A 19,795-nucleotide genomic window follows, 5' to 3' on the forward strand; every position below is an offset into this window, starting at 1 on the left:
GACTATTTCCTGATCTGGTAGCTGGCGGTGGCGAGAAACTGGACGCGATCCGTGCGACCGCCGGCCGCGACTGCATGGGACAGGGTCATCGACAATTGGAGATCGACGGTGCTGACGAACCGTTCGCTGACCATCCCGCCCTCGCGTCCGCCACCGATGTGTTGCCATCGGCGGGCGAAATCCGGAGCGCGGCGCAGCGCGACGATCGCGGGCTGCATATCGAATGGGCCACCGCCCGACAGATGGCAGACCGGCAGCCGATCGGAGGTGGTGACATAGATGCCACCTTCGCCCAACGGGACCCGCCAGTGATGGAGCGCGACCCGCATCACGGGCGGCGGCAGCGCGACCGATGGCACGGTGGCCTGCGACTGCAAGCCCTGCGCCCGACCGAAGGCGGCGATGTCCCCGTTCCAGCTGGCCGGTTCGAGCAGCCAGCGTTCGCACGCGGCGATCGCGGTATCGACCGCGGCGACGGTGCCCTGCCCGCGAGCCTGCACCGGAACCGGTGCCGTCGCGAGAAGAGCCGCCGTCGCCGCAGCGACGATCACGCCTCCTTGGCCATCTTCTCGGCCTTGGCGACGACTTCGTCGATGCCGCCGACCATGTAGAAGGCCGCTTCGGGCAGATGGTCGTATTCGCCGTCGACCACCGCCTTGAACGAGCGGATCGTGTCCTCGACCTGCACGAACTTGCCGCTGATGCCGGTGAAGACCTCGGCGACGTGGAACGGCTGGCTGAGGAACTTCTGGATCTTGCGGGCGCGGGTCACGGTCAGCTTGTCCTCTTCGGACAGCTCGTCCATCCCGAGGATGGCGATGATGTCCTGCAGCGACTTGTAACGCTGGAGCAGCGACTGCACGGCGCGCGCCGTGTCGTAATGCTCCTGACCGACGATGCGCGGCTCCAGCACGCGGCTGGTCGAATCGAGCGGATCGACCGCCGGATAGATGCCGAGTTCGGAGATCGCGCGGTTCAGCACGGTCGTGGCGTCAAGATGCGCGAACGAGGTCGCCGGCGCCGGATCGGTAAGATCGTCGGCGGGAACGTAGACGGCCTGCACCGAGGTGATCGACCCCTTGTTGGTCGAGGTAATCCGCTCCTGCAGCGCGCCCATGTCGGTCGACAGCGTCGGCTGGTACCCCACCGCCGACGGGATGCGGCCGAGCAGCGCCGACACTTCCGCGCCCGCCTGCGTGAAGCGGAAGATGTTGTCGACGAAGAACAGCACGTCCTGCCCCTCGACGTCGCGGAAATATTCCGCGATCGTCAGGCCCGACAGCGCGACGCGGGCGCGGGCGCCCGGCGGCTCGTTCATCTGGCCGAATACCAGCGCGACCTTCGAACCCTCCGACTGCGGATTGCCGTCGGCATCCTTGGCGATGACACCCGCGTCGAGGAACTCGTGATACAGGTCGTTGCCCTCGCGGGTACGCTCGCCGACGCCGGCGAACACCGAGGTGCCGCCATGGCCCTTGGCGATGTTGTTGATGAGTTCCTGGATCAGCACGGTCTTGCCCACGCCGGCGCCGCCGAACAGGCCGATCTTGCCGCCCTTCGCATAGGGCGCGAGCAGATCGATGACCTTGATGCCGGTGACGAGGATCGCGCTTTCGGTCGACTGATCGACGAACAGCGGCGCCTCGGCATGGATCGGCGAGCGCAGGTCGGTGGCGACCGGGCCACGCTCGTCGATCGGCTCACCGATCACGTTCAGGATACGGCCCAGCGTCGCGGGGCCGACGGGCACGCTGATCTGCGCGCCGGTGTCGGTCACGGTCTGGCCGCGGGTCAGGCCCTCGGTCGCGTCCATGGCGATCGTGCGGACGGTGTTCTCGCCCAGATGCTGCGCGACTTCCAGCACCAGCCGGTTGCCGTTGTTGCTGGTTTCCAGCGCCGACAGGATCGACGGCAGCTGTTCGGGGAAATGCACGTCGACGACCGCGCCGATGATCTGGGCGATCGTGCCGACATTGTTGGTGGTGCCCGTGGTCTGGGTCGGGCGGATGTCTTCAGCGGCGGTTGCCATGGCGGTTCTTCCTGCTTCGAATCTTTTAGAGCGCTTCGGCGCCCGAGATGATCTCGACCAGTTCGGTCGTGATCGCGGCCTGACGGGTGCGGTTGTACTGGATCGAGAGACGCTGGATCATGTCACCGGCGTTCTTGGTCGCATTCTCCATCGCGTTCATCCGGCTGCCCTGTTCGGATGCGGCATTTTCCAGCAGCGCGCGGAAAATCTGGATGGCGACGTTGCGCGGCAGCAGGTCGGCGAGGATCGCCTCCTCGCTCGGCTCGTACTCGGTGACCGCGGCCGGGGCGTTCGCCTTGCCGGCGGCACCGGGGACGGACGACAGCGGCACGGGCACGATCTGGATGCCGGTCGGCTCCTGCACCAGCGCCGAGACGAACTTGGCGTAGAACAGGTGCGCGACGTCGAATTCGCCCGCGGTGAAGCGCGCGATCACATCGTCGGCGATCTGGCGCGCGTCGTCGAACGCCAGCCGCTTGATATGGCCCATCTCGTGATCGGCGGCGATCATGGTCGGGTAGAAGCGGCGCAGCACGCGCCCCTTCTTGCCGGCGATGTAGAACTTCACCGTCTTGCCCTGCGCGATCAGCGCATCGGCGTGCTTGCGCGCCGCCCGGACGATGTTGGTGTTGAACGCACCGGCCAGCCCCCGTTCGGAGGTGGCGACGACGATCAGGTGGACCTGATCCTTGCCGGTGCCCGCCAGCAGCGGCGACGCGCCGGGCGCGATGCCGACGCGGCCGGCGATGCTGGCCATCACGCCTTCCAAGCGCTGCGCATAGGGACGCGCGGCGACCGCCGCCTCCTGCGCGCGGCGCAGCTTGGCGGCGGCGACCATCTTCATCGCCTTGGTGATCTTCTGGGTCGATTTGACCGAGTTGATCCGAACCTTGAGGGCCTTGAGTGACGCCATCTTCTACCTTCTTCCCCCTCTCCCCGTCAGGGGAAAGGGCCGGGGAGAGGGGCATGGGTCAGTGCATGGCACCTTCCCCTCCCCTACCCTCTCCCCCGACGGGGAGAGGGAGATTCCATTACGCGAACGTCTTGGCGAACTGATCGAGTGCCGCCTTCAGGCCGCCCTTCGCCTCGTCGCCCAGATCGCGGGTGTCGCGGATCTTGGTCAGCACGCCGGCATGGTTGGCGCGCAGATCGGACAGCATCGCCGCCTCGTACCGGGTCACGTCCTTGACCTGCACGTTATCGAGATACCCCTGCGTGCCGGCGAAGATCGACGCGGTCTGCTCCTCGAACGGCATCGGCGCGAACTGCTTCTGCTTGAGCAGCTCGGTCAGGCGCGCGCCGCGGTTGAGCAGCTTCTGGGTCGAGGCGTCGAGATCCGATCCGAACTGCGCGAACGCCGCCATCTCGCGATACTGCGCCAGCTCCAGCTTGATCGAGCCGGACACCTTCTTCATCGCCTTGGTCTGCGCGGCGGAACCGACGCGGCTGACCGACAGGCCGACGTTGATCGCCGGGCGGATGCCCGCGAAGAACAGGTCGGTTTCGAGGAAGATCTGGCCATCGGTAATCGAGATCACGTTGGTCGGGATATAGGCCGACACGTCGCCCGCCTGCGTCTCGATGATCGGCAGCGCGGTCAGCGAGCCGCCGCCATTGGCGTCCGACATCTTGGCCGCGCGCTCCAGCAGGCGGCTGTGCAGGTAGAACACGTCGCCCGGATAGGCTTCGCGGCCCGGCGGACGGCGCAGCAGCAGCGACATCTGGCGATAGGCCACCGCCTGCTTCGACAGATCGTCGAACACGATCAGCGCGTGCATCGCGTTGTCGCGGAAATACTCGCCCATCGCAGTGCCGGTATAGGGCGCCAGGAACTGCATCGGCGCGGGGTCCGACGCGGTGGCGGCGACGACGATGGAATATTCCATCGCGCCGTTCTCTTCGAGCGTCTTGACCAGCTGCGCGACGGTCGACCGCTTCTGCCCGACCGCGACATAGACGCAGTAGAGCTTCTTCGATTCGTCGGTGCCGGCATTCGCCGTCCGCTGGTTGATGAAGGTATCGATCGCCACCGCCGACTTGCCGGTCTGGCGATCGCCGATGATGAGTTCGCGCTGGCCACGACCGACCGGCACGAGGGCGTCGATCGCCTTCAGGCCCGACTGCATCGGCTCGCTGACCGACTGGCGCGGGATGATGCCGGGGGCCTTCACCTCGACGCGGCTGCGCTTCTCGGCGACGATCGGGCCCTTGCCGTCGATCGGGTTGCCGAGACCGTCGACCACGCGGCCGAGCAGACCCTTGCCGACCGGCACGTCCACGATCGTGCCGGTGCGCTTGACGATGTCGCCTTCCTTGATCTCCGAATCCGAGCCGAAGATCACGACGCCGACGTTATCGGCCTCCAGGTTGAGCGCCATGCCCTGCACGCCGTTGGCGAATTCGACCATCTCGCCCGCCTGGACGTTGTCGAGGCCATAGATGCGCGCGATGCCGTCGCCGACCGACAGCACCTGACCGGTCTCGGAGACCTGTGCCTGATCGCCGAAGCTGGCGATCTGGTCCTTGATGACGCGGGAGATTTCTGCGGCGCGAATGTCCATCAACTCAGCCTTTCATCGCGCTGGCAAGCGCATTCAAACGGGTGCGGATCGACGAGTCGATCATCTGGGAACCGATGCGGACGACAAGCCCGCCGAGCAATTGGGGGTCGACCGACAGGTCGACCGACACCTCGCGACCGACGCGCTGGCGAAGCTGCTGCTTCAGCTGGGCGACCTGATCGTCGGTCAGCGGGTGGGCGCTCACGACCTCCGCCGCGATCTCGCCGCGATGGCGCGAGGCCAGCGTGCGGAACGCGCGGATGATCGCGGGCAGCTGCGACAGCCGCCGGTTTTCGGCGAGCACGCCGAGGAAACTGCGGGTGGTGGGATCGACCCCGATCTGGTCGGCGACCGCCAGCACGGTCTTCACCGCGACGCCGCGCCCGACCAGCGGGCTGGTCGTCAGCCGGCGCAGGTCGTCCGACTGGCCGAGCGCGTCGCGCACCGCCGTCAGGCTCGCCTCGACCGCATCGATCGTCTTCGCGTCACGTGCAAGGTCGAAAAGGGCCACGGCATAACGACCGCCCAAACTTGCCTGAATACCGCCAGCTGTCTCCACGGACCTGGAATTCCTCGTCGTCAGAACGGGTTCGCCCATAGGGAACGGGGCGCGAAAAACGCACCTCCGATGGGCTGCGGCGCGGCTAGCATGGGGGGGCCGCCGATGCAAGCCGCGCGGTCGACACGCGTCGTTCAGGATCGTTCGCGCAACGATGACGGCAGGCACGTGGAACGGGGGGCATGGGGACGGTGGCGATGCGCGGCGCAGGGCGGATGATGATGACGGCCGGCCTGATCGCGGCGACATCACCCGTGGCCGCCGAGACGTTGCGCGTCGAGGGCATCTTCGCCGCCACCGCGCGGGAGGCCAGCTTCCTGCCGACGATCGGCGTGGACATGATCGACGGGCCGCTCGGCGAGAAACTGGGCGACGCGATCGAGCGGCAACTGGCCGCGATGGACCGTAACGACACCCCCCATGCCAGGCTGGTGCCCGCCTCGCTGCGGCCGGACGGGATGCTGACCGGTCAGGCCGATATCGCCGTGGAGAGCAGCGACTACACCGAGGCACGTGAGCGCTGCGCCGAGAAGAAGGACGGCAAGTGCCTGAGGCGGATCGGTTACCGGGTGCGCTGCACGCGACGATCGGTCAGCCTGCGCGCCGACCTGCAACTGGTCCGCAGGCGCGACGACCGCACCGTCTATAGCGGGCCGAAGACGCGGACGGACAGCGGCTGGTGGTGCGAGGACACGGGGGTCCCGCTCGATGTCGCGCTGACCGCCGATGTCATGGCCGAATCGGTCGCGCGCGAGGTCCGGCTCGATCTCGCCCCGCACCGCGAACGCTATACGGTGCGCATACAGGAGGATCGCAAGGGCCTGCCCGGCGAGGTCGCGGACCGGTTCAGACAGGCGGTGCGCCTGACCAAGACCGATCAGGCCGCCGCCTGTCGCGCTTTTACGGAGATCGACCGGCTGTCGCCCGATCACGGGCCGACGGTGTTCAATCTGGCGCTCTGCGCGGAGGCGGAGGGGCGATATCCGCTGGCCGGCGATCTGTACGCCCGCGCCCGTATCTTCGCACCCAACGCGGGGGACGAGGTCAGCAAGGGGCTGGGCCGGGTCCGCTCGCTGGCGGCGGGCGAGGAGGACGTGCGACGCATGGCGGCACTTTGATCGCAAGCGCCGGGATGAAGCCGTGTGACGGACGCGGTAGGACGACGGCATGACCGATCCGTTCGACGACGCCGCCGCCTGGACCGCCTTCGTCGCGCGCGACCGCGATGCCGATGGCCGCTTCGTCGTCGCGGTGGCCACCACCGGCATCTATTGCCGGCCAAGCTGCCCGGCTCGCCGGCCACGGCGCGAGCATGTCAGCTTCCATGCCGATGCGGTCGCGGCACGGGCCGCCGGCTATCGCCCCTGCCGCCGCTGCCTGCCCGATGGCGTCGCCCGCGACCGGGCGGCGGTGGCCGCCGCCGCCGCGATCCTCGATGCCGGGGAAGCCCCGACGCTGGCCGGGTTGGCGACACGGGTCGGTTATGCGCCGCATCATTTCCAGCGGTTGTTCGTCCGCGCGACGGGCGTCAGCCCCGCCGCCTATGCCCGCGCCCGCCGCGCCGCGCGGGGCGCGGCGGCGCTGCCGGCCAGCGACAGCGTGACGGCGGCGATCTACGCGGCGGGCTATGCCGCCCCCAGCCGCTTCTATGGCAACGTCGCCCCACGGCTGGGCATGACGCCCGCCCAGCGACGGCGCGGGGCACCGGGCGAGACGATCCGCTGGACGATCGTGCCGACCAGCCTCGGCCCGCTGCTGATCGCGGCGACGATGCGCGGGCTGTGCCGGGTGGCGTTCGACGAGGATGCGGCGGCGCTCACCCGGCTGTTCCCGCTCGCCGCGATCGAACCGGGCGATGCCGCGCTGGCCGCGATGGCGGCACGGGTGGTGGCGCAGGTCGAATCGCCGGCGCGCGATACCGGCCTGCCGGTCGACGTGCGCGGCACCGCGTTTCAGGAAGCGATATGGCAGGCGTTGCAGGCGATCCCGCCGGGCGAGACGCGCAGCTATGCCGATCTGGCGGCACTGGCCGGCTATCCCGGCGCCACCCGCGCGGCGGGAACGGCCTGCGGCGCCAACCCGGTCGCGGTCGTCGTGCCGTGCCACCGCATCCTGCGCGGCGACGGGGCGCTGGGCGGCTATGCCCATGGCCCGGACCGCAAACTTGCCCTGCTGGAGCGGGAAGGCTGGCCCGGAAAGCCTGGACCGGACCGGAAATGATCGACGAAACGGACGATTAGCCAATTCTAAAAGCTTGGCCGCTAGCATCCCGTATCGACACAAGAGGATCGGGAATGAGCGCGTTCGGGCGTCGGAGCAATATGGGTAGCGGACAGCCGGTCCGGCCGGCGTTCGGCGTGGCGCGGCCGATGCACGGCGGCGGCCCCGCCCCCCGCCCGGAACCGGAGGGTGGCCAGCAATTCCCGCCGCTCGACGCGCTGGCCCTGCCCGGCGAACTCGACCCCACGCTCCATTCCGCGCCGACGCTGGATGCGATGCAGCGCCTGTCCGATCGCCAGAACGCCAGTGGCGATGCCGGCAGCAGCAAGGTGGAGGGGTTCGAAGCCTCCGTCCACAAGATCAAGGAGCAGGTGCTGCCGCGCCTGCTGGAACGCGTCGATCCCGAAGCGGCGGCGACGCTGGGCAAGGACGAACTGGCCGAGGAATTCCGCCCGATCATCGGCGAGGTGCTGGCCGAGCTGAAACTGACGCTGAACCGCCGCGAACAGTTCGCGCTGGAAAAGGTGCTGGTCGACGAACTGCTGGGTCTCGGGCCGCTGGAGGAACTGCTCGCCGATCCCGCCATCACCGACATCATGGTCAACGGCCCCGACCAGACGTATGTGGAGCGCAAGGGCAAGCTGGAGATCGCGCCGATCCAGTTCCGCGACGAGGAGCATCTGTTCCAGATCGCGCAGCGCATCGTCAATTCGGTCGGACGCCGGGTCGACCAGACCACCCCGCTGGCCGACGCCCGGCTGAAGGACGGCAGCCGCGTCAACGTGATCGTGCCGCCGCTGAGCCTGCGCGGCACCGCCATCTCGATCCGCAAATTCTCCGCCAAGCCGATCACGCTCGACATGATGGCGGGGTTCGGCAGCATGAGCCCGAAGATGGCGACCGCGCTGAAGATCGCCGGGGCCAGCCGTTTCAACGTCGTCATCTCCGGCGGTACCGGTTCGGGCAAGACGACGATGCTGAACGCGCTGTCGAAGATGATCGACCCGGGCGAGCGCGTGCTGACGATCGAGGACGCGGCCGAACTTCGCCTGCAACAGCCCCACTGGCTGCCGCTGGAAACCCGCCCCGCCAATCTGGAGGGTCAGGGCGAGATCAGCATCCGCGACCTGGTGAAGAACGCGCTGCGTATGCGCCCGGACCGCATCATCCTGGGCGAAATCCGCGGGGCGGAGTGTTTCGACATGCTCGCCGCCATGAACACCGGCCATGACGGGTCGATGTGTACGCTCCACGCCAATTCCCCGCGCGAGGCGCTGGCCCGCATGGAGAACATGGTGATGATGTCCGACATCAAGGTGCCCAAGGAGGCGATCAGTCGCCAGATCGCCGATTCGGTCGAACTCATCATCCAGGTGAAGCGGCTGCGTGACGGCAGCCGCCGCGTGACCAACGTGACCGAAGTGATCGGGATGGAAGGCCCGGTGATCGTCACGCAGGAACTGTTCCGCTTCGAGTATCTGGACGAGGGCGCGGACGGCAAGATCATCGGCGAGTACCGCTCGATGGGGCTGCGCCCCTACACGCTGGACAAGGCCAAGCAGTTCGGATTCGATCAGGCGTATCTGGAAGCCTGCCTGTAAAAGCCTGCAATATCAGGTCGTACCGGGCTGACGGGGGGACCATGAGGCACTAAGGGCGGCCGGCATGAATGCCGCCGCCCCGTCTGTCGTTGCCGACCATCGGCGACGGCTCGGCCTGCCGCGATCGGCGGCGATGCAGGCATCGTTGCTGTTGCTGGCGGCCTTCGTCACGCGCGGCGCCTTGTTCGGCAATCCGCTGGTTCATAGCGACGAGGGTTTCTACCTGCTGGTCGGAAACCGGATGATGCACGGCGCGTGGCCGTTCGTCGACATCTTCGATCGCAAGCCGGTGGGCCTGTTCCTGATCTTCGCCGCGATCCGCTCGGTCGGCGGCGATGGCATCCTGACCTATCAAGTGGCGGCGACCCTGTGCGCCACCGCCACCGCCTTCCTCGCGACCCGGATCGCCCGCCGGTTCTGTTCGCCGGGCGCGGCCTTTGCCGGCGGGCTCTGTTATCTGGTGTGGCTGGTGGTGTTCGATGGCGGGGGCGGGCAGGCATCGGTCTGGTACGGCCTGCCGATGGCGGGGGCGGGCCTGCTGGCGATCGACGGCATCCGCGAACGGCGACGCCTGTCGCGACGCGGCGCGGCGGCGATGCTGCTGGTCGGCGTCGCGATGCAGATCAAGTACACCGCCATGTTCGAGGGCGTCTTCTTCGCGCTGGCGCTGCTGCGGGCCGGCTGGCTGGCCGGACGGCCGCTGCACCGCATCGGGCGCGACGCGGCGCTGTGGATCGTGCTGGCGCTGCTGCCCACCGCCATCGCGCTGGCCGTCTATATGGCGGCGGGGCATGGCGAGGCGTTCATCTTCGCCAACTTCGTGTCGATCTTCGGACAGGGCGACCCCGATACCGCCGCCACCAATGCGGTGAAGCTGCTGGAGGCGGCGGCGCTGGCCTCCCCGCTCGGCTGGCTGGCGATCCGCGGCGGGTGGCGGGCGTGGCCGGCGCTGGAATGGGCGGCGATCGCGCTGATCGCGGTGCTGATGATGGGGACCGCCGAACAGCATTATTTCATCCCGGTGATGTTGCCGCTGTCGATCGCCGCCGCCGCCGGCCTGAACGATCGCGGCTGCACCTTCGCGTTGCGCCGCTGTGTCGCGATGCTGGCGATCGGCCTGGCACTGGCCGCGCTGGTGACGACCCTGCGCATCCGCCAGCGCGGCACCCCGGCACAGGCGGCGGCGCTGGCGCGGATGGTCGGCGACCGGCCGGCGGGATGCATGTTCGGCTTCAACAGCGAACCGATCCTCTATTACCTGACCCGGTCCTGCCTTCCGACCCGCTACATCTTTCGCAGCCATCTCGGCCAGACGTCGGAGGTCCATGGCATCGATACCGATCCCGTCGCCGAGACCGCCCGCATCCTAGCGCGCGATCCCGGCTTGATCGTGATCCGCACCCCGAAGCCCACCACCAATCCCGCCACGCAAGCACTGGTGCTGCGCGCGGTCGCCGACCGGTATCGACTGGTCGGCACGGTCAGGATCGGACGGTTGCGGCAATATGTCTTCCGCCTGCGCCGCGCGCGCCGCTAGACGGGAACCGTGATCGACGCGGACACGTCGGGGGCGTTGCGTTGGCGAAGCGCGATGGAGACATTCCCGGCGATCCCCGCCGCCAGCGCGGGCAGCCGCAGCACCGCCTGCCCGGCCTGCGCCGACGACACGGTCCGCGCCGCCGCCCACGCGCCGCCGTTCACCGCATAGTCGTAGGCATCGGGCGTCCCGACATAGGTGATCGCCAGATCGATCCGCCGCGTCGCCGGATCGACCGTCGCGGTGTGGATCGCCAGCGGCGGCGCCAGCGATCCGGCGGTCACGTTCGCCATCGCGGGGCCGATCGTGACGGCGAAACGCACGCCATATCCGCGCGGCTGGACCGCATCGAGGAACGCGGCGTCGATCGTCACCGATATCCGGATGCCGTTCTGGTAGAATGCGACGCTACCGTCCGCCGCGACGCGCAGTTCGATGAAGGCGGTGACCGGCGCGGCGACCAGCGGCGGGGCGAAGGCACGATATTCGTACCCGATAATCTCGCTCTGGACGCCGTCGACGACGCGGATCACGCCATAATGATCGTCATCGACGATCCGGAAGATCACGCCGTTCTGCGCATCCGTCATGCGGAACCAGAAATCGGCGGTGTTCGTCGCCCGGCGGAACCGGGTACCGATCATATAGGGTTCGGCGGCCATCATGCGCAGGCCGATCGCCGTCTGCGTGCCCAGATCGACCGGGCCGACCGGATGCGGGGGCAGCACCGCATCCGCCATCACCGACGCCGCGGCGACGACGATGGCGATCACCGTCGTCCGCGGACTGTTGCCGGCACCGGCCAGCGTCTCCACGAGCGCGATCTCCGCCGGGCCGGCCACCGCCGGCACGCCGACGATCCTGCCGTCCGCGATCGCCAGTCCCGGCGGCAACGTCGCCGCCAGCAGCGCATTCGGCGTCGTGCCGGTCACCGGCAGATCGACCGCGACCCCGACCGTCCAGGCACTGGCCGGCAACGACAGCGCCGCCAGCATTGGCGCGGGCGGCGCATCGAACGGTATCCGCGTCCGGGCAAAGACCGGCGCGGCGCCATCCGCGCCGGCGCGGATCGTGACGCGCCATCCGTGCCCGGCGATCGCCGCCCCGTCGAGCGAGACGACATCCCCGGCGGAGGGCAGAATCGTCAGCGCTCCGCGTGCGATCACGTCGCGGCCGTGGCGGTATCGCTCCGCCAGTTCCACGACCAGCGGCCAGCCATATAGCGATTCGGACAGCCGGCCGTCGCGGGCGAAGCGCACGTGATCGCCCTCCCCGTCGGCCACGATCTCGCCATCGATCGCGGCGTGCGCGACCCGGTCGTGATCGTGGAACGACAGGGCAAAGGCACGTCCCGCCAGCGGCATCGCCGCGCCGTCGGCATCATGGAAACGCAGGTCGAGGACGAAGGGCTCGCCCGCCGCCAGCGTGAAGGCGGACAGGTCATCGGTGATGGTCAGCATCGGATGCTCCGGAAAAAGGGGTTCATCGCCCGGTGGCGTGCGGTCGGGCGACGGCGGCGGGGACCACGACGATCGCCCTCATCGCGGCACCACCGGGCCGGCCGCCGCATCGGGCTGGCTCTGCCGGAAGAGCAGCCCCCCGATCGTGCCGAGCAGGGTGACGAGACCCGTCGTCACCTTGTCGGACGTGGCGATCAGCGCTTCGGGCAGCACCTTGCCGAGCAGACCGGTGACCGCGATCGGTGCGAGCGCCACGAGCAGCGTCGCGATCACCACGGCCAGGAACGCGCGGAAGCGCAGGCGCTGGTCGTTCATGCCGGCTCTCCGATCCGTTGCGCGAGCCAGCCATAGAGAAACGCCTCGTTGGCGGGGCGTCGTTCGGCGAGCGCGATGTAGCGTTCGCCCTGCAACGCATCGATCGCCTTCAGCAGCACCGCCTCGCCCACCGCGCGGCGGGTCGCCAGGAAAGCGTCGATCGCGGCGAGCGTCGCGGGGCCGATACGGCCGTCGAGCGTCAGGTCGGGATAATCGGTGGCCCCTCGGTTCAGCGCGTTCAGGGCGCGTTGCAGGAACCCGGCGGCAACCGGCGGCCCCATGTTGACGCCGGTATCGAACAGCTCGGCCGCCAGGCGCGGCGCCCGCGCCGCCACCGCCTCCAGTCCCGGCCGATACCAGTAGAGCCGGCGATAGATCGCCACCGCCTCGTCGCGCGGGAACTGGCGCATCGATCCGCGCCAGCCATGCGTCCGCGCCACCGATTCCGTGATACCCCAGCGGGTCGGCCCGCCCCGGTCGGCGGGATGATCGACATAGCCGCCCTCCCGCTCGATCACCGCATCGATCAATCCGTCGATCGTCTCGTCCATCATAGCCCCCCGATTCGATTGAGGCGGCCCAACTATCCTATTTGGTTCGTTGTAGGACAGCAGGAAATTACTGCCCCATTCCCACCACCATTGTATCCTAGGCGGCGGGACGAACCACGGCGGGACATCATGAAGGCCATCATCATCGCGGCGGGTCACGGCTCGCGCCTCCTGCCGCTGACGCTGGAAACGCCCAAATGCCTGGTACCGGTCGGCGGCCGGGCGATCCTCGACCACCAGCTTCGCGCGATCCGCACGGCTGGCATCACCGCGGTCACCGTGGTCGGCGGCTATCGTATCGAACAGATCGGCGAACATCTGGCGGCGCGGCGCGACGACGGGCTGGCGACCGACCTCGTCTTCAATCCCTTCTGGGCGGCGGGCAGCAGCATCGGCAGCGTGTGGGCGGCGCGCGCCGACCTGACCGGGGCGTTCGTGCTGATGAACGGCGATACGATCTTCGACCCCGCGGTGCTGACCGCCGCGGTCGCCGATGCCCGGCGCGGGGTGAAGCTGGTGGTCGATACGCTGGCCTCGCCCGAGCCCGACGACATGCTGGTCGCGGTGGCGGACGGACGCGTCCGCGCGGTTGGCAAGGCACTCGACCCGGCCCGCGCCACGCACCGCTCGCTCGGCATCGTCGCCTCGACCGGGGGCGGTGCCTATGCCGATGCGCTGCGCGCGGTGATCGGCGGCGGGAACGGCATCCACGCTTTCCACCATGCGATCGTCGACCGGCTGGCGGGGGTGGATGCGGTGGCGGCGGTGGCGATCCCGGCGGGCACGCCCTGGCAGGAGATCGACCGGCCCGACGACATCGAACGCTGGCGGCGGGAACGCGGGGCATGAAGAGGCCGGTCGCCTTCCTGTTCCTCGGCGAGACGCTGCTGATCCCCCACCTCTACCCGATCGTTGAGGCGCTGGCGGCGGACGGTGATGTCGCGATCGACCTGTGGGTCGCCACCTCGGTCCATGAGCAACTGCTGACGCGGTGGAGCGCGGGGTTGGCGGGCGTCCGCATCCGGCGCGTTCCCGGCTTTCGCCGGTTGCCGGCCGGCGCGGATGGCCGCAATCCGCCGCTGCCGGCCAAGATACCGACGCTGATCCGGTTGATCCCCCACCTGTTGCGAGCCCGCGCGGTGGTGTGCGCGGAACAGACCAGCCTGTGGCTGCCGCGTGCGTTGCCGTTCCTGCCGCCGTTCGTGAAGACCTCGCACGGGGTCGGCTCGATGAGTGCGCGCGACGATCCCCGCCGCCGCGCCGCCCGCGTGATGCTGGTGCCCAGCCAGCGGGAGCGGGGCACCTATCTGGCGCGCGGCTTCGCATCCGACCGGGTGATCGCCACCGGCTACGTCAAGTCCGCCTTCCGGCAGCGCAGCCTTGCCACCCTGCCCTTCGCCGAACCGAAGCCGGTCGTCCTCTATGCGCCGCACTGGCAACGGCATCGGTCATCATGGTGGCACTGGGGGGCGGAGACGGTGCGGCGGATCGCCGACGACGGCCGCTGGAACCTGGTCTTCGCGCCGCATCAGCGATTGGTGGAGGGCGCGCCGGAGGTGCGCCAGGTGATGGCCGATCTGGCGGGCCGCCCGAACGTGCATTGCGACATCGACGGCTTCGCGATGGTCGACGGCAGCTACACCGCCGCCGCCGATCTCTATCTGGGCGACACGTCGAGCCAGGTGATCGAGTTCCTGTCCCGCCCGCGCCCCTGCGTCTTCCTGAACGCCGGCGGCGTCGACTGGCGGGCCGACCCGTCCTACGCACAGTGGCATTGTGGCGAGGTGGTGGACGATCCCGCCGACCTGCTGGCCGCGCTGGCCCGGGCGCCGGCGATCCACCCCGGCTTCGCGGCCGAGCAGGCACGGTTCGCCGCAGACTCGCTGGGCGATACCGGCGGGGCGGCCCCCGCACGCGCGGCACGGGTCATCCGCGACCTGCTCGACAATCCGGCACGATCGGGTAACGCCGCGGCATGACTTCTCCCGCGCTCGCCACCATCGGCGACAATCCCACCCCGCTCTGGGGCATGACCAATGCCGAACGCACCCGCCGGATCGCACAGGCGCAAGGGTTCGATGAGCGGGGCGCGACGATCGTGCTCGCCCATCTCGACTATGCGTTCGACCCGGTCTGGACCGCGCATCTGAAGACCCGCCCCGGCACCGTCGTGACGCGCGACGGGCGCCCGGTGCTGGCGCATGTCGGCGATGTCGAGGCCGAGGAGGCCGCCGCGCTGATGATCGCCGGCCGCCCCCTGCCCGGCCTGACCGTGATCGAGGCGGAGGACGAGGGCGGTATCCTGAACGAGGCGCTGCGGAAACGCGAACGCCCGTTCATGGAACCGCTGACCCCCGCCACCGTTCCCGCGATCGAGCGGCTGAGCTACAAGGGCGCGTACAAGGGCGTCACCGACGTCCTGACCAAATATCTGTGGCCCGAATGGGCGTTCCGGCTGACGCAATTGTCGGCGCGGATCGGCATCAGCCCCAACGGCATCACCGCGATCGGCAGCGTGCTGTGCATCGTCGCCACGGTCGCCTTCTGGTATGGCTGGTTCTGGACCGGGCTGGCCACCGGCCTCGTCTTCATGGTGCTCGACACCGTCGACGGGAAGCTGGCGCGGTGCACCATCACCTCGTCGAAACTGGGCAATGCGTGGGATCACGGCGTCGATCTGGTCCATCCGCCCTTCTGGTGGTGGGCATGGGCGGCGGGCTGCGCGCCCTATGGCCGGGCGCTGTCGGACCAGATGTTCTGGATCGTCATCGGCACGATGCTGTTCGGCTATGTCGCGCAGCGCCTGATCGAGGGGGCGTTCATCGTCCGCTTCGGGATGCACATCCATGTCTGGCGCAAGTTCGACAGCGACTTCCGCCTGTTCACCGCGCGGCGCAATCCGAACATGGTGATCCTGCTGGCGGGGCTGCTGATCGGGCGGCCCGACTGGGGCATCATCGGCGTCGCGGCGTGGACCGCGATCTCGCTGGTCGTCCACCTGATCCGCCTGTTGCAGGCGATCGCGGTGAAGCGGCACGGCGCGGCGGTGGTCAGCTGGCTCGCCTGAGCCGCCACAGGCAATAGACCGCCAGCGCATAGAGAAAGCGGCTGTAATCCCGCTTTCCCGCGCGGTGGTCGGCGAATACCCGGTCCACCGCCGCCGCCTGCCAGATGCCCTCGGCCCGCGCGCCGCTGTCGTGCCACAGTTCCTCGGCGTAGCGGCCGAAATCGCCCGCGAACCATGCCGACAGCGGCATCTGGAAGCCCTGCTTGCGCCGGTCGAGGATGCCGGCGGGCAGCCATGGCGCGATCGCCTCCCGCACCACCCGCTTGCCGACGCGGCCATCCAGCTTCATGTGGGCGGGCATCGACAGCGCCAGATCGATCATCGGCTGGCCCAGCATCGGCACCCGCACCTCCAGCGAATGCGCCATGCTGGCCCGATCGACCTTGGTCAGCATCGCGCCGGGCAGGTTGAGCGCCAGATCGCATAGTCCGAACTGTTCCAGCGTATCGGCGGAGAGGGCGGCGGGATCGGGGAAATATTCCGCGCCCAGCCGCGCGATCTCACCATCGCCGCCGCCCGCCCGCGCGAGGAAACCGGGGTCGAACACGCGCGCGCGAAAGCTGTCCGCGCTGATCTGCGTCTTCGCGAAGAACCGCGCGACGCCGTCCGGCAACCCCGCGCTCGCTGCCGTCTTCGTCCAGCGCTGGATCACCGCGTTCAGATGGCGCGACGGCAGCGGCGGGATTGCGCCGATCGCCCGCGCGGCATGGCGCAAGGGGGCAGGCAGGCGGCCGATCCGGCGTTCGGTGGCATGGCGCTTGTAGCCGAAGAACAGCTCGTCGCCGCCGTCACCCGATAGCGCGACCTTCACCTCCTCGGCCGCGACCCGGCTGACATACCAGGTCGGCACCATCGACGGATCGGCGAACGGCTCGTCATAGGCGGCGGCCACCGCCGGCAGCAGATCGCGCGCCGCCGCCAGTTCCAGCGTGCGGGTGGTATGGCGGGTGCCCAGCGCCGCCGCGATTGCCGCCGCCGGGCCGCTCTCGTCGATGCGCGGATCGGGAAAACCGATCGTGAAGGTGCGCACCGGACGATCCGACACCCGCATCATCGCCGCGACCACCGCCGACGAATCGACCCCGCCCGACAGGAAGGCACCCACCTCGACATCGGCGACCATCTGTTCCGCGACGGTGTCCAGCCAGCGGGTGCGGAACCGGTCGACCCACTCGCCGTCCGACACCGGGGCGGCGGGTGCATAGCGCGGCGTCCAATAGGCGCGGATCGCCGGCGCCTCCCCCGCCCCCACCGTCAGCACATGCCCCGGCGGCAGGGTAAGGATCTGGCGATGGATCGACCGGGGGCTGCGGACATGCCCGAACCGGAAATAATCGAGCAGCGCCCGCTCATCGGTATCGAAGGAGAAACCGGGCAACAGCGTCAGCGTCTTCAGTTCCGATCCGAACGCGAACCCCGCCGGCTGGTCGGTATAATAGAGCGGCTTGATGCCGACGGGGTCGCGCGCCAGCGTCAGGCGGCGCCCGGCCCGGTCCCACACCGCCACCGCGAACATCCCGTCCAGCCGCGTCCACACGTCGTCGCCCCAGCGTTCGTAGCCGGCCAGGATCACCTCGGTATCGCCGCTGCTGTGGAACACGCGGCCCGCCGCCGCCAGTTCGGCCCGCAGCGCCGGGAAATTATAGATCTCGCCGTTGAACACCAGCGCGAGCCGGCCATCGGGCGAAAAGAACGGCTGATGCCCCCCCGCCAGGTCGACGATGCTCAGCCGTCGCATCCCGAACGCGAAGTCGCCATCCGCGAACACGCCCTCGTCGTCCGGCCCGCGATGGACGATCACCGCGCATTGCGCACGCACCGTTTCCGGCGTCGCCGCCGCGCCGCGCGCGAAAAGGCCCGCTATGCCGCAGATGGCCGTCTGCTCCCGCCGATATCCATGTTTCGCGCCTTAGGGGGGCGGCGGGCGAAAGACCACGGGTCTTGCCGCGTTCCGTGCGTCACCCTAAGCCGTCCCGCAACGCATGACGAGCCCGGTTCCCCCCTCCATTCCATCCACGACGACCGATCATCCGGACGGCGACGGTCCCGCTGGACTGATGCGGGCGGCCGCGCGCAACCTCGGCTGGTTGCTGGCCAGCCGCGGCGTGCTGGCGATCCTGTCGCTTTTCTATCTGGGCATCGCCACCCGGTCGCTGGGGGTCGTCGGCTTCGGTCGGTTCGCGCTCATCACCGGCGCGGCGCAGACGCTGGCGACGCTGGTCGCCTTCCAGAGCTGGCAGGTGATCGTCCAGTACGGCGTCGGGCCGCTGGCGGCCCGCGACGATGCCGCGCTCGCCCGCCTGTTCCGGGGCAGCGCCATCCTCGATGCCGCCAGTGCGCTGATCGGCGCGGCGCTGGCCTGGCTGATCCTGGAATTATGGGGAGAGGCGCTGGGCATCGGCGCGACGCTGAAGCGGGCGACGTTGATCTTCGCCGTCATCCAGCTTCTCACGATCCGCTCCACCCCGCTCGGCATCCTGCGGCTGCGCGACAAATTCTCGCTTGCCGCCATCGCCGACAGCGTCACGCCGGTGGCCCGGTTCGTCGGGGCGATCCTCGTCTGGCTGATCCATCCGACCGTGCAGGGCTTCCTCGTGGCCTGGGGCGCGGCGGAGGTGCTGACGGCGGCGACCTATTGGCTGATGGTGTCGCGCAGCGGCGATTTCGCGATGATCCGGCACGGTCGCGGATCGCGTCATCTGCCACGCGAGCATCCCGGCATCGTCCGCTTCGCGCTCAGCACCAATGCCAGTTCCACGCTCGGCCTGTCGAGCAAGCAGATACCGTTGCTGCTGGTCGGCGCCGCCGCCGGTCCCGCCGCCGCCGGCGTGTTCCGGATCGCGTCGCAGATCGCGCAGGCGCTGGCCAAGCTGTCGCAGCTCATCTCCCGCGCCGCCTTTCCGGAGGTGGTGAAGACGTTGCGCGATGCCCCGCCCGCGATCCTGGCCCGGCTGATGTCGCGGCTGTTCATGGGCAGCGGGCTGGCTGCCGGGGCGATCATGATACTGGTGCTGTTGCTGGGCAAACCGGTGCTGAACCTGGTCGGCGGTCGCGACTTCCGCCATGCCTGGCCGATCCTGTTGTGGCTGGCGGTGGCGGGGTGCCTCGATCTGGCGACGACGGGGGTCGATACGGTGATGACCGCGCTGCAACGCGCCGGCAGCGTCTTCGCGATCCGCGCCGCCGGGGTCGGCGTGCTGTTCGCGGCGGCGGCGGCGCTGACGCCGTGGTACGGGGCGACCGGGGTGGCGATGGCGGTGACGGTGGGATCGGCGGCGGTGGCGGTGCTGATGGCGATCGCCGCGCTCCGCCTGTCGCGCCGCCCACGATAGGGTCGCCGTCCCGCCACAGTAAAGCCGTGGTTCACGCGCACATCGCTACCACCGTGGTGGAAAGTGAATGAGCCGAATGACCAGACCGAACCCTCTTGCCTTCCTGATTGTCGCGTCGATCGTCGCGGCCAGTCCGGCTGCGGCGCAGACCTGCGCCGGCACCGCCACCACCGGTGCCGCCAAGCTGACCGTCCGTGCCACCGGGCTGCACAGCGCGGATGGCGAGGTCGCCTTCACCGTCTATCCGGATGACAAGCGGCGCTTCCTGGCCAAGGGCGGCAAGCTGCTGCGCGCGCGCGTTCCCGCCCGCGCGCCCGTCACCGTGGCCTGCTTCTGGCTGCCCCCCGGCCATTACGCGGTGGCGCAATATCACGACGAGAACGGCGACCATGATTTCAACCGCACGCTGTTCGCCCCGAAGGAGGGGTTCGGCTTCTCCAACGACGCCCCGACCAGCATCGGTCTGCCGTCCTTCACCGCGACGCGATTCGCGGTCCCTGCGGGCGGGGCGACGATGACCATGCTGATGCGGTATCGCCGCTGATGACCGGGGGAGCGCGTGG

General features: G+C 69.1%; 18 protein-coding genes. 9 read left to right on the plus strand and 9 right to left on the minus strand.

Annotated features, from left to right (window positions below; genetic code table 11):
• Positions 1 to 2: 2 nt before the first annotated feature.
• The 5 genes from IFT82_RS09605 to IFT82_RS09625 form a co-directional block, all read right to left on the minus strand.
• Positions 3 to 551: a hypothetical protein gene (locus IFT82_RS09605; protein WP_192126124.1), complete on the minus strand. Its 549-nt coding sequence runs from the start codon at positions 549 to 551 to the stop codon at positions 3 to 5.
• A complete protein-coding gene (gene atpD / locus IFT82_RS09610) occupies positions 548 to 2,029 on the minus strand; it encodes a F0F1 ATP synthase subunit beta (protein WP_192126126.1) in 1,482 nt (493 codons plus the stop codon). Before atpD ends, IFT82_RS09605 begins: the two co-directional genes overlap by 4 nt.
• Before the next feature lie 25 nt (positions 2,030 to 2,054).
• On the minus strand, positions 2,055 to 2,942 hold the full coding sequence (locus IFT82_RS09615) for a F0F1 ATP synthase subunit gamma (RefSeq protein ID WP_192126128.1): 888 nt from the start codon (positions 2,940 to 2,942) through the stop codon (positions 2,055 to 2,057).
• Between the two features lie 118 nt (positions 2,943 to 3,060).
• On the minus strand, positions 3,061 to 4,590 hold the full coding sequence (atpA, locus tag IFT82_RS09620) for a F0F1 ATP synthase subunit alpha (protein ID WP_192126130.1): 1,530 nt from the start codon (positions 4,588 to 4,590) through the stop codon (positions 3,061 to 3,063).
• A 4-nt stretch (positions 4,591 to 4,594) separates the two neighbouring features.
• Positions 4,595 to 5,149 carry a F0F1 ATP synthase subunit delta gene (locus IFT82_RS09625; RefSeq protein ID WP_192126132.1) on the minus strand — a complete coding sequence of 185 codons (555 nt, stop codon included), beginning with the start codon at positions 5,147 to 5,149 and terminating at the stop codon, positions 4,595 to 4,597.
• 182 nt (positions 5,150 to 5,331) lie between these two features.
• Between IFT82_RS09625 and IFT82_RS09630 the strand changes: the two genes are divergently transcribed.
• The 4 genes from IFT82_RS09630 to IFT82_RS09645 all read left to right on the plus strand — a co-directional run bounded on the left by IFT82_RS09630 (position 5,332) and on the right by IFT82_RS09645 (position 10,507).
• Positions 5,332 to 6,267, plus strand: coding sequence for a hypothetical protein (locus IFT82_RS09630; RefSeq protein ID WP_244646645.1), 936 nt, complete (start codon positions 5,332 to 5,334; stop codon positions 6,265 to 6,267).
• A 49-nt stretch (positions 6,268 to 6,316) separates the two neighbouring features.
• Complete coding sequence (locus tag IFT82_RS09635; RefSeq protein WP_192126134.1) at positions 6,317 to 7,369, plus strand: methylated-DNA--[protein]-cysteine S-methyltransferase; 1,053 nt, start codon at positions 6,317 to 6,319, stop codon at positions 7,367 to 7,369.
• Positions 7,370 to 7,443: 74 nt separating this feature from the next.
• Positions 7,444 to 8,970 (plus strand): CpaF family protein, encoded by a 1,527-nt coding sequence (locus IFT82_RS09640; protein ID WP_192126136.1) that lies wholly within the window; start codon positions 7,444 to 7,446, stop codon positions 8,968 to 8,970.
• A gap of 64 nt (positions 8,971 to 9,034) precedes the next feature.
• Positions 9,035 to 10,507: a glycosyltransferase family 39 protein gene (locus IFT82_RS09645; RefSeq protein ID WP_192126138.1), complete on the plus strand. Its 1,473-nt coding sequence runs from the start codon at positions 9,035 to 9,037 to the stop codon at positions 10,505 to 10,507.
• Here IFT82_RS09645 and IFT82_RS09650 read toward each other — a convergent pair.
• From IFT82_RS09650 to IFT82_RS09660, 3 genes are all read right to left on the minus strand, one after another.
• Positions 10,504 to 11,967 (minus strand): hypothetical protein, encoded by a 1,464-nt coding sequence (locus IFT82_RS09650; RefSeq protein ID WP_192126140.1) that lies wholly within the window; start codon positions 11,965 to 11,967, stop codon positions 10,504 to 10,506. The genes IFT82_RS09645 and IFT82_RS09650 overlap by 4 nt on opposite strands.
• Before the next feature lie 78 nt (positions 11,968 to 12,045).
• A complete protein-coding gene (locus tag IFT82_RS09655) occupies positions 12,046 to 12,282 on the minus strand; it encodes a hypothetical protein (RefSeq protein ID WP_192126141.1) in 237 nt (78 codons plus the stop codon).
• Positions 12,279 to 12,833, minus strand: coding sequence for a glycoside hydrolase family 108 protein (locus IFT82_RS09660; RefSeq protein ID WP_192126142.1), 555 nt, complete (start codon positions 12,831 to 12,833; stop codon positions 12,279 to 12,281). The genes IFT82_RS09655 and IFT82_RS09660 overlap by 4 nt, the downstream gene beginning before the upstream one ends.
• Positions 12,834 to 12,962: 129 nt before the next feature.
• Between IFT82_RS09660 and IFT82_RS09665 the strand changes: the two genes are divergently transcribed.
• From IFT82_RS09665 to IFT82_RS09675, 3 genes are read left to right on the plus strand one after another with little or no spacing between them, the layout of a single operon-like run.
• A complete protein-coding gene (locus tag IFT82_RS09665) occupies positions 12,963 to 13,682 on the plus strand; it encodes a phosphocholine cytidylyltransferase family protein (RefSeq protein ID WP_192126144.1) in 720 nt (239 codons plus the stop codon).
• Positions 13,679 to 14,812: a hypothetical protein gene (locus IFT82_RS09670; protein ID WP_192126146.1), complete on the plus strand. Its 1,134-nt coding sequence runs from the start codon at positions 13,679 to 13,681 to the stop codon at positions 14,810 to 14,812. Before IFT82_RS09665 ends, IFT82_RS09670 begins: the two co-directional genes overlap by 4 nt.
• On the plus strand, positions 14,809 to 15,900 hold the full coding sequence (locus IFT82_RS09675) for a CDP-alcohol phosphatidyltransferase family protein (RefSeq protein WP_192126148.1): 1,092 nt from the start codon (positions 14,809 to 14,811) through the stop codon (positions 15,898 to 15,900). The genes IFT82_RS09670 and IFT82_RS09675 overlap by 4 nt, the downstream gene beginning before the upstream one ends.
• On the opposite strand, the gene asnB is transcribed toward IFT82_RS09675, so the two are convergent.
• Positions 15,884 to 17,773: an asparagine synthase (glutamine-hydrolyzing) gene (asnB, locus tag IFT82_RS09680; RefSeq protein ID WP_342355093.1), complete on the minus strand. Its 1,890-nt coding sequence runs from the start codon at positions 17,771 to 17,773 to the stop codon at positions 15,884 to 15,886. The two genes, IFT82_RS09675 and asnB, sit on opposite strands and share 17 nt — an antisense overlap.
• A gap of 184 nt (positions 17,774 to 17,957) precedes the next feature.
• Here asnB and IFT82_RS09685 point away from each other — a divergent pair, with 184 nt between their 5' ends.
• On the plus strand, positions 17,958 to 19,232 hold the full coding sequence (locus tag IFT82_RS09685) for a lipopolysaccharide biosynthesis protein (RefSeq protein WP_192126150.1): 1,275 nt from the start codon (positions 17,958 to 17,960) through the stop codon (positions 19,230 to 19,232).
• 76 nt (positions 19,233 to 19,308) lie between these two features.
• The gene (locus tag IFT82_RS09690; RefSeq protein ID WP_192126152.1) at positions 19,309 to 19,776 is read left to right on the plus strand and encodes a DUF2141 domain-containing protein; all 468 of its coding nucleotides are present in this window, start codon (positions 19,309 to 19,311) and stop codon (positions 19,774 to 19,776) included.
• Positions 19,777 to 19,795: the final 19 nt, after the last annotated feature.

This window comes from Sphingomonas sp. CFBP 8760, from assembly GCF_014841615.1.
In the GTDB taxonomy this organism is placed as follows: Bacteria; Pseudomonadota; Alphaproteobacteria; order Sphingomonadales; family Sphingomonadaceae; genus Sphingomonas.

Bases quoted from the DNA above. Each gene is read 5' to 3' on its own strand.
- IFT82_RS09685 (WP_192126150.1), top strand. From the start codon at position 17,958: ATGCGGGCGGCCGCGCGCAACCTCGGCTGGTTGCTGGCCAGCCGCGGC.
- IFT82_RS09675 (WP_192126148.1), top strand. From the start codon at position 14,809: ATGACTTCTCCCGCGCTCGCCACCATCGGCGACAATCCCACCCCGCTC.
- IFT82_RS09615 (WP_192126128.1), bottom strand. From the start codon at position 2,942: ATGGCGTCACTCAAGGCCCTCAAGGTTCGGATCAACTCGGTCAAATCG.
- IFT82_RS09645 (WP_192126138.1), top strand. From the start codon at position 9,035: ATGAATGCCGCCGCCCCGTCTGTCGTTGCCGACCATCGGCGACGGCTC.
- IFT82_RS09670 (WP_192126146.1), top strand. From the start codon at position 13,679: ATGAAGAGGCCGGTCGCCTTCCTGTTCCTCGGCGAGACGCTGCTGATC.
- IFT82_RS09665 (WP_192126144.1), top strand. From the start codon at position 12,963: ATGAAGGCCATCATCATCGCGGCGGGTCACGGCTCGCGCCTCCTGCCG.
- atpD (WP_192126126.1), bottom strand. From the start codon at position 2,029: ATGGCAACCGCCGCTGAAGACATCCGCCCGACCCAGACCACGGGCACC.
- IFT82_RS09690 (WP_192126152.1), top strand. From the start codon at position 19,309: ATGACCAGACCGAACCCTCTTGCCTTCCTGATTGTCGCGTCGATCGTC.
- IFT82_RS09655 (WP_192126141.1), bottom strand. From the start codon at position 12,282: ATGAACGACCAGCGCCTGCGCTTCCGCGCGTTCCTGGCCGTGGTGATC.
- IFT82_RS09640 (WP_192126136.1), top strand. From the start codon at position 7,444: ATGAGCGCGTTCGGGCGTCGGAGCAATATGGGTAGCGGACAGCCGGTC.
- IFT82_RS09630 (WP_244646645.1), top strand. From the start codon at position 5,332: ATGGGGACGGTGGCGATGCGCGGCGCAGGGCGGATGATGATGACGGCC.
- atpA (WP_192126130.1), bottom strand. From the start codon at position 4,590: ATGGACATTCGCGCCGCAGAAATCTCCCGCGTCATCAAGGACCAGATC.
- IFT82_RS09660 (WP_192126142.1), bottom strand. From the start codon at position 12,833: ATGGACGAGACGATCGACGGATTGATCGATGCGGTGATCGAGCGGGAG.
- IFT82_RS09635 (WP_192126134.1), top strand. From the start codon at position 6,317: ATGACCGATCCGTTCGACGACGCCGCCGCCTGGACCGCCTTCGTCGCG.
- IFT82_RS09650 (WP_192126140.1), bottom strand. From the start codon at position 11,967: ATGCTGACCATCACCGATGACCTGTCCGCCTTCACGCTGGCGGCGGGC.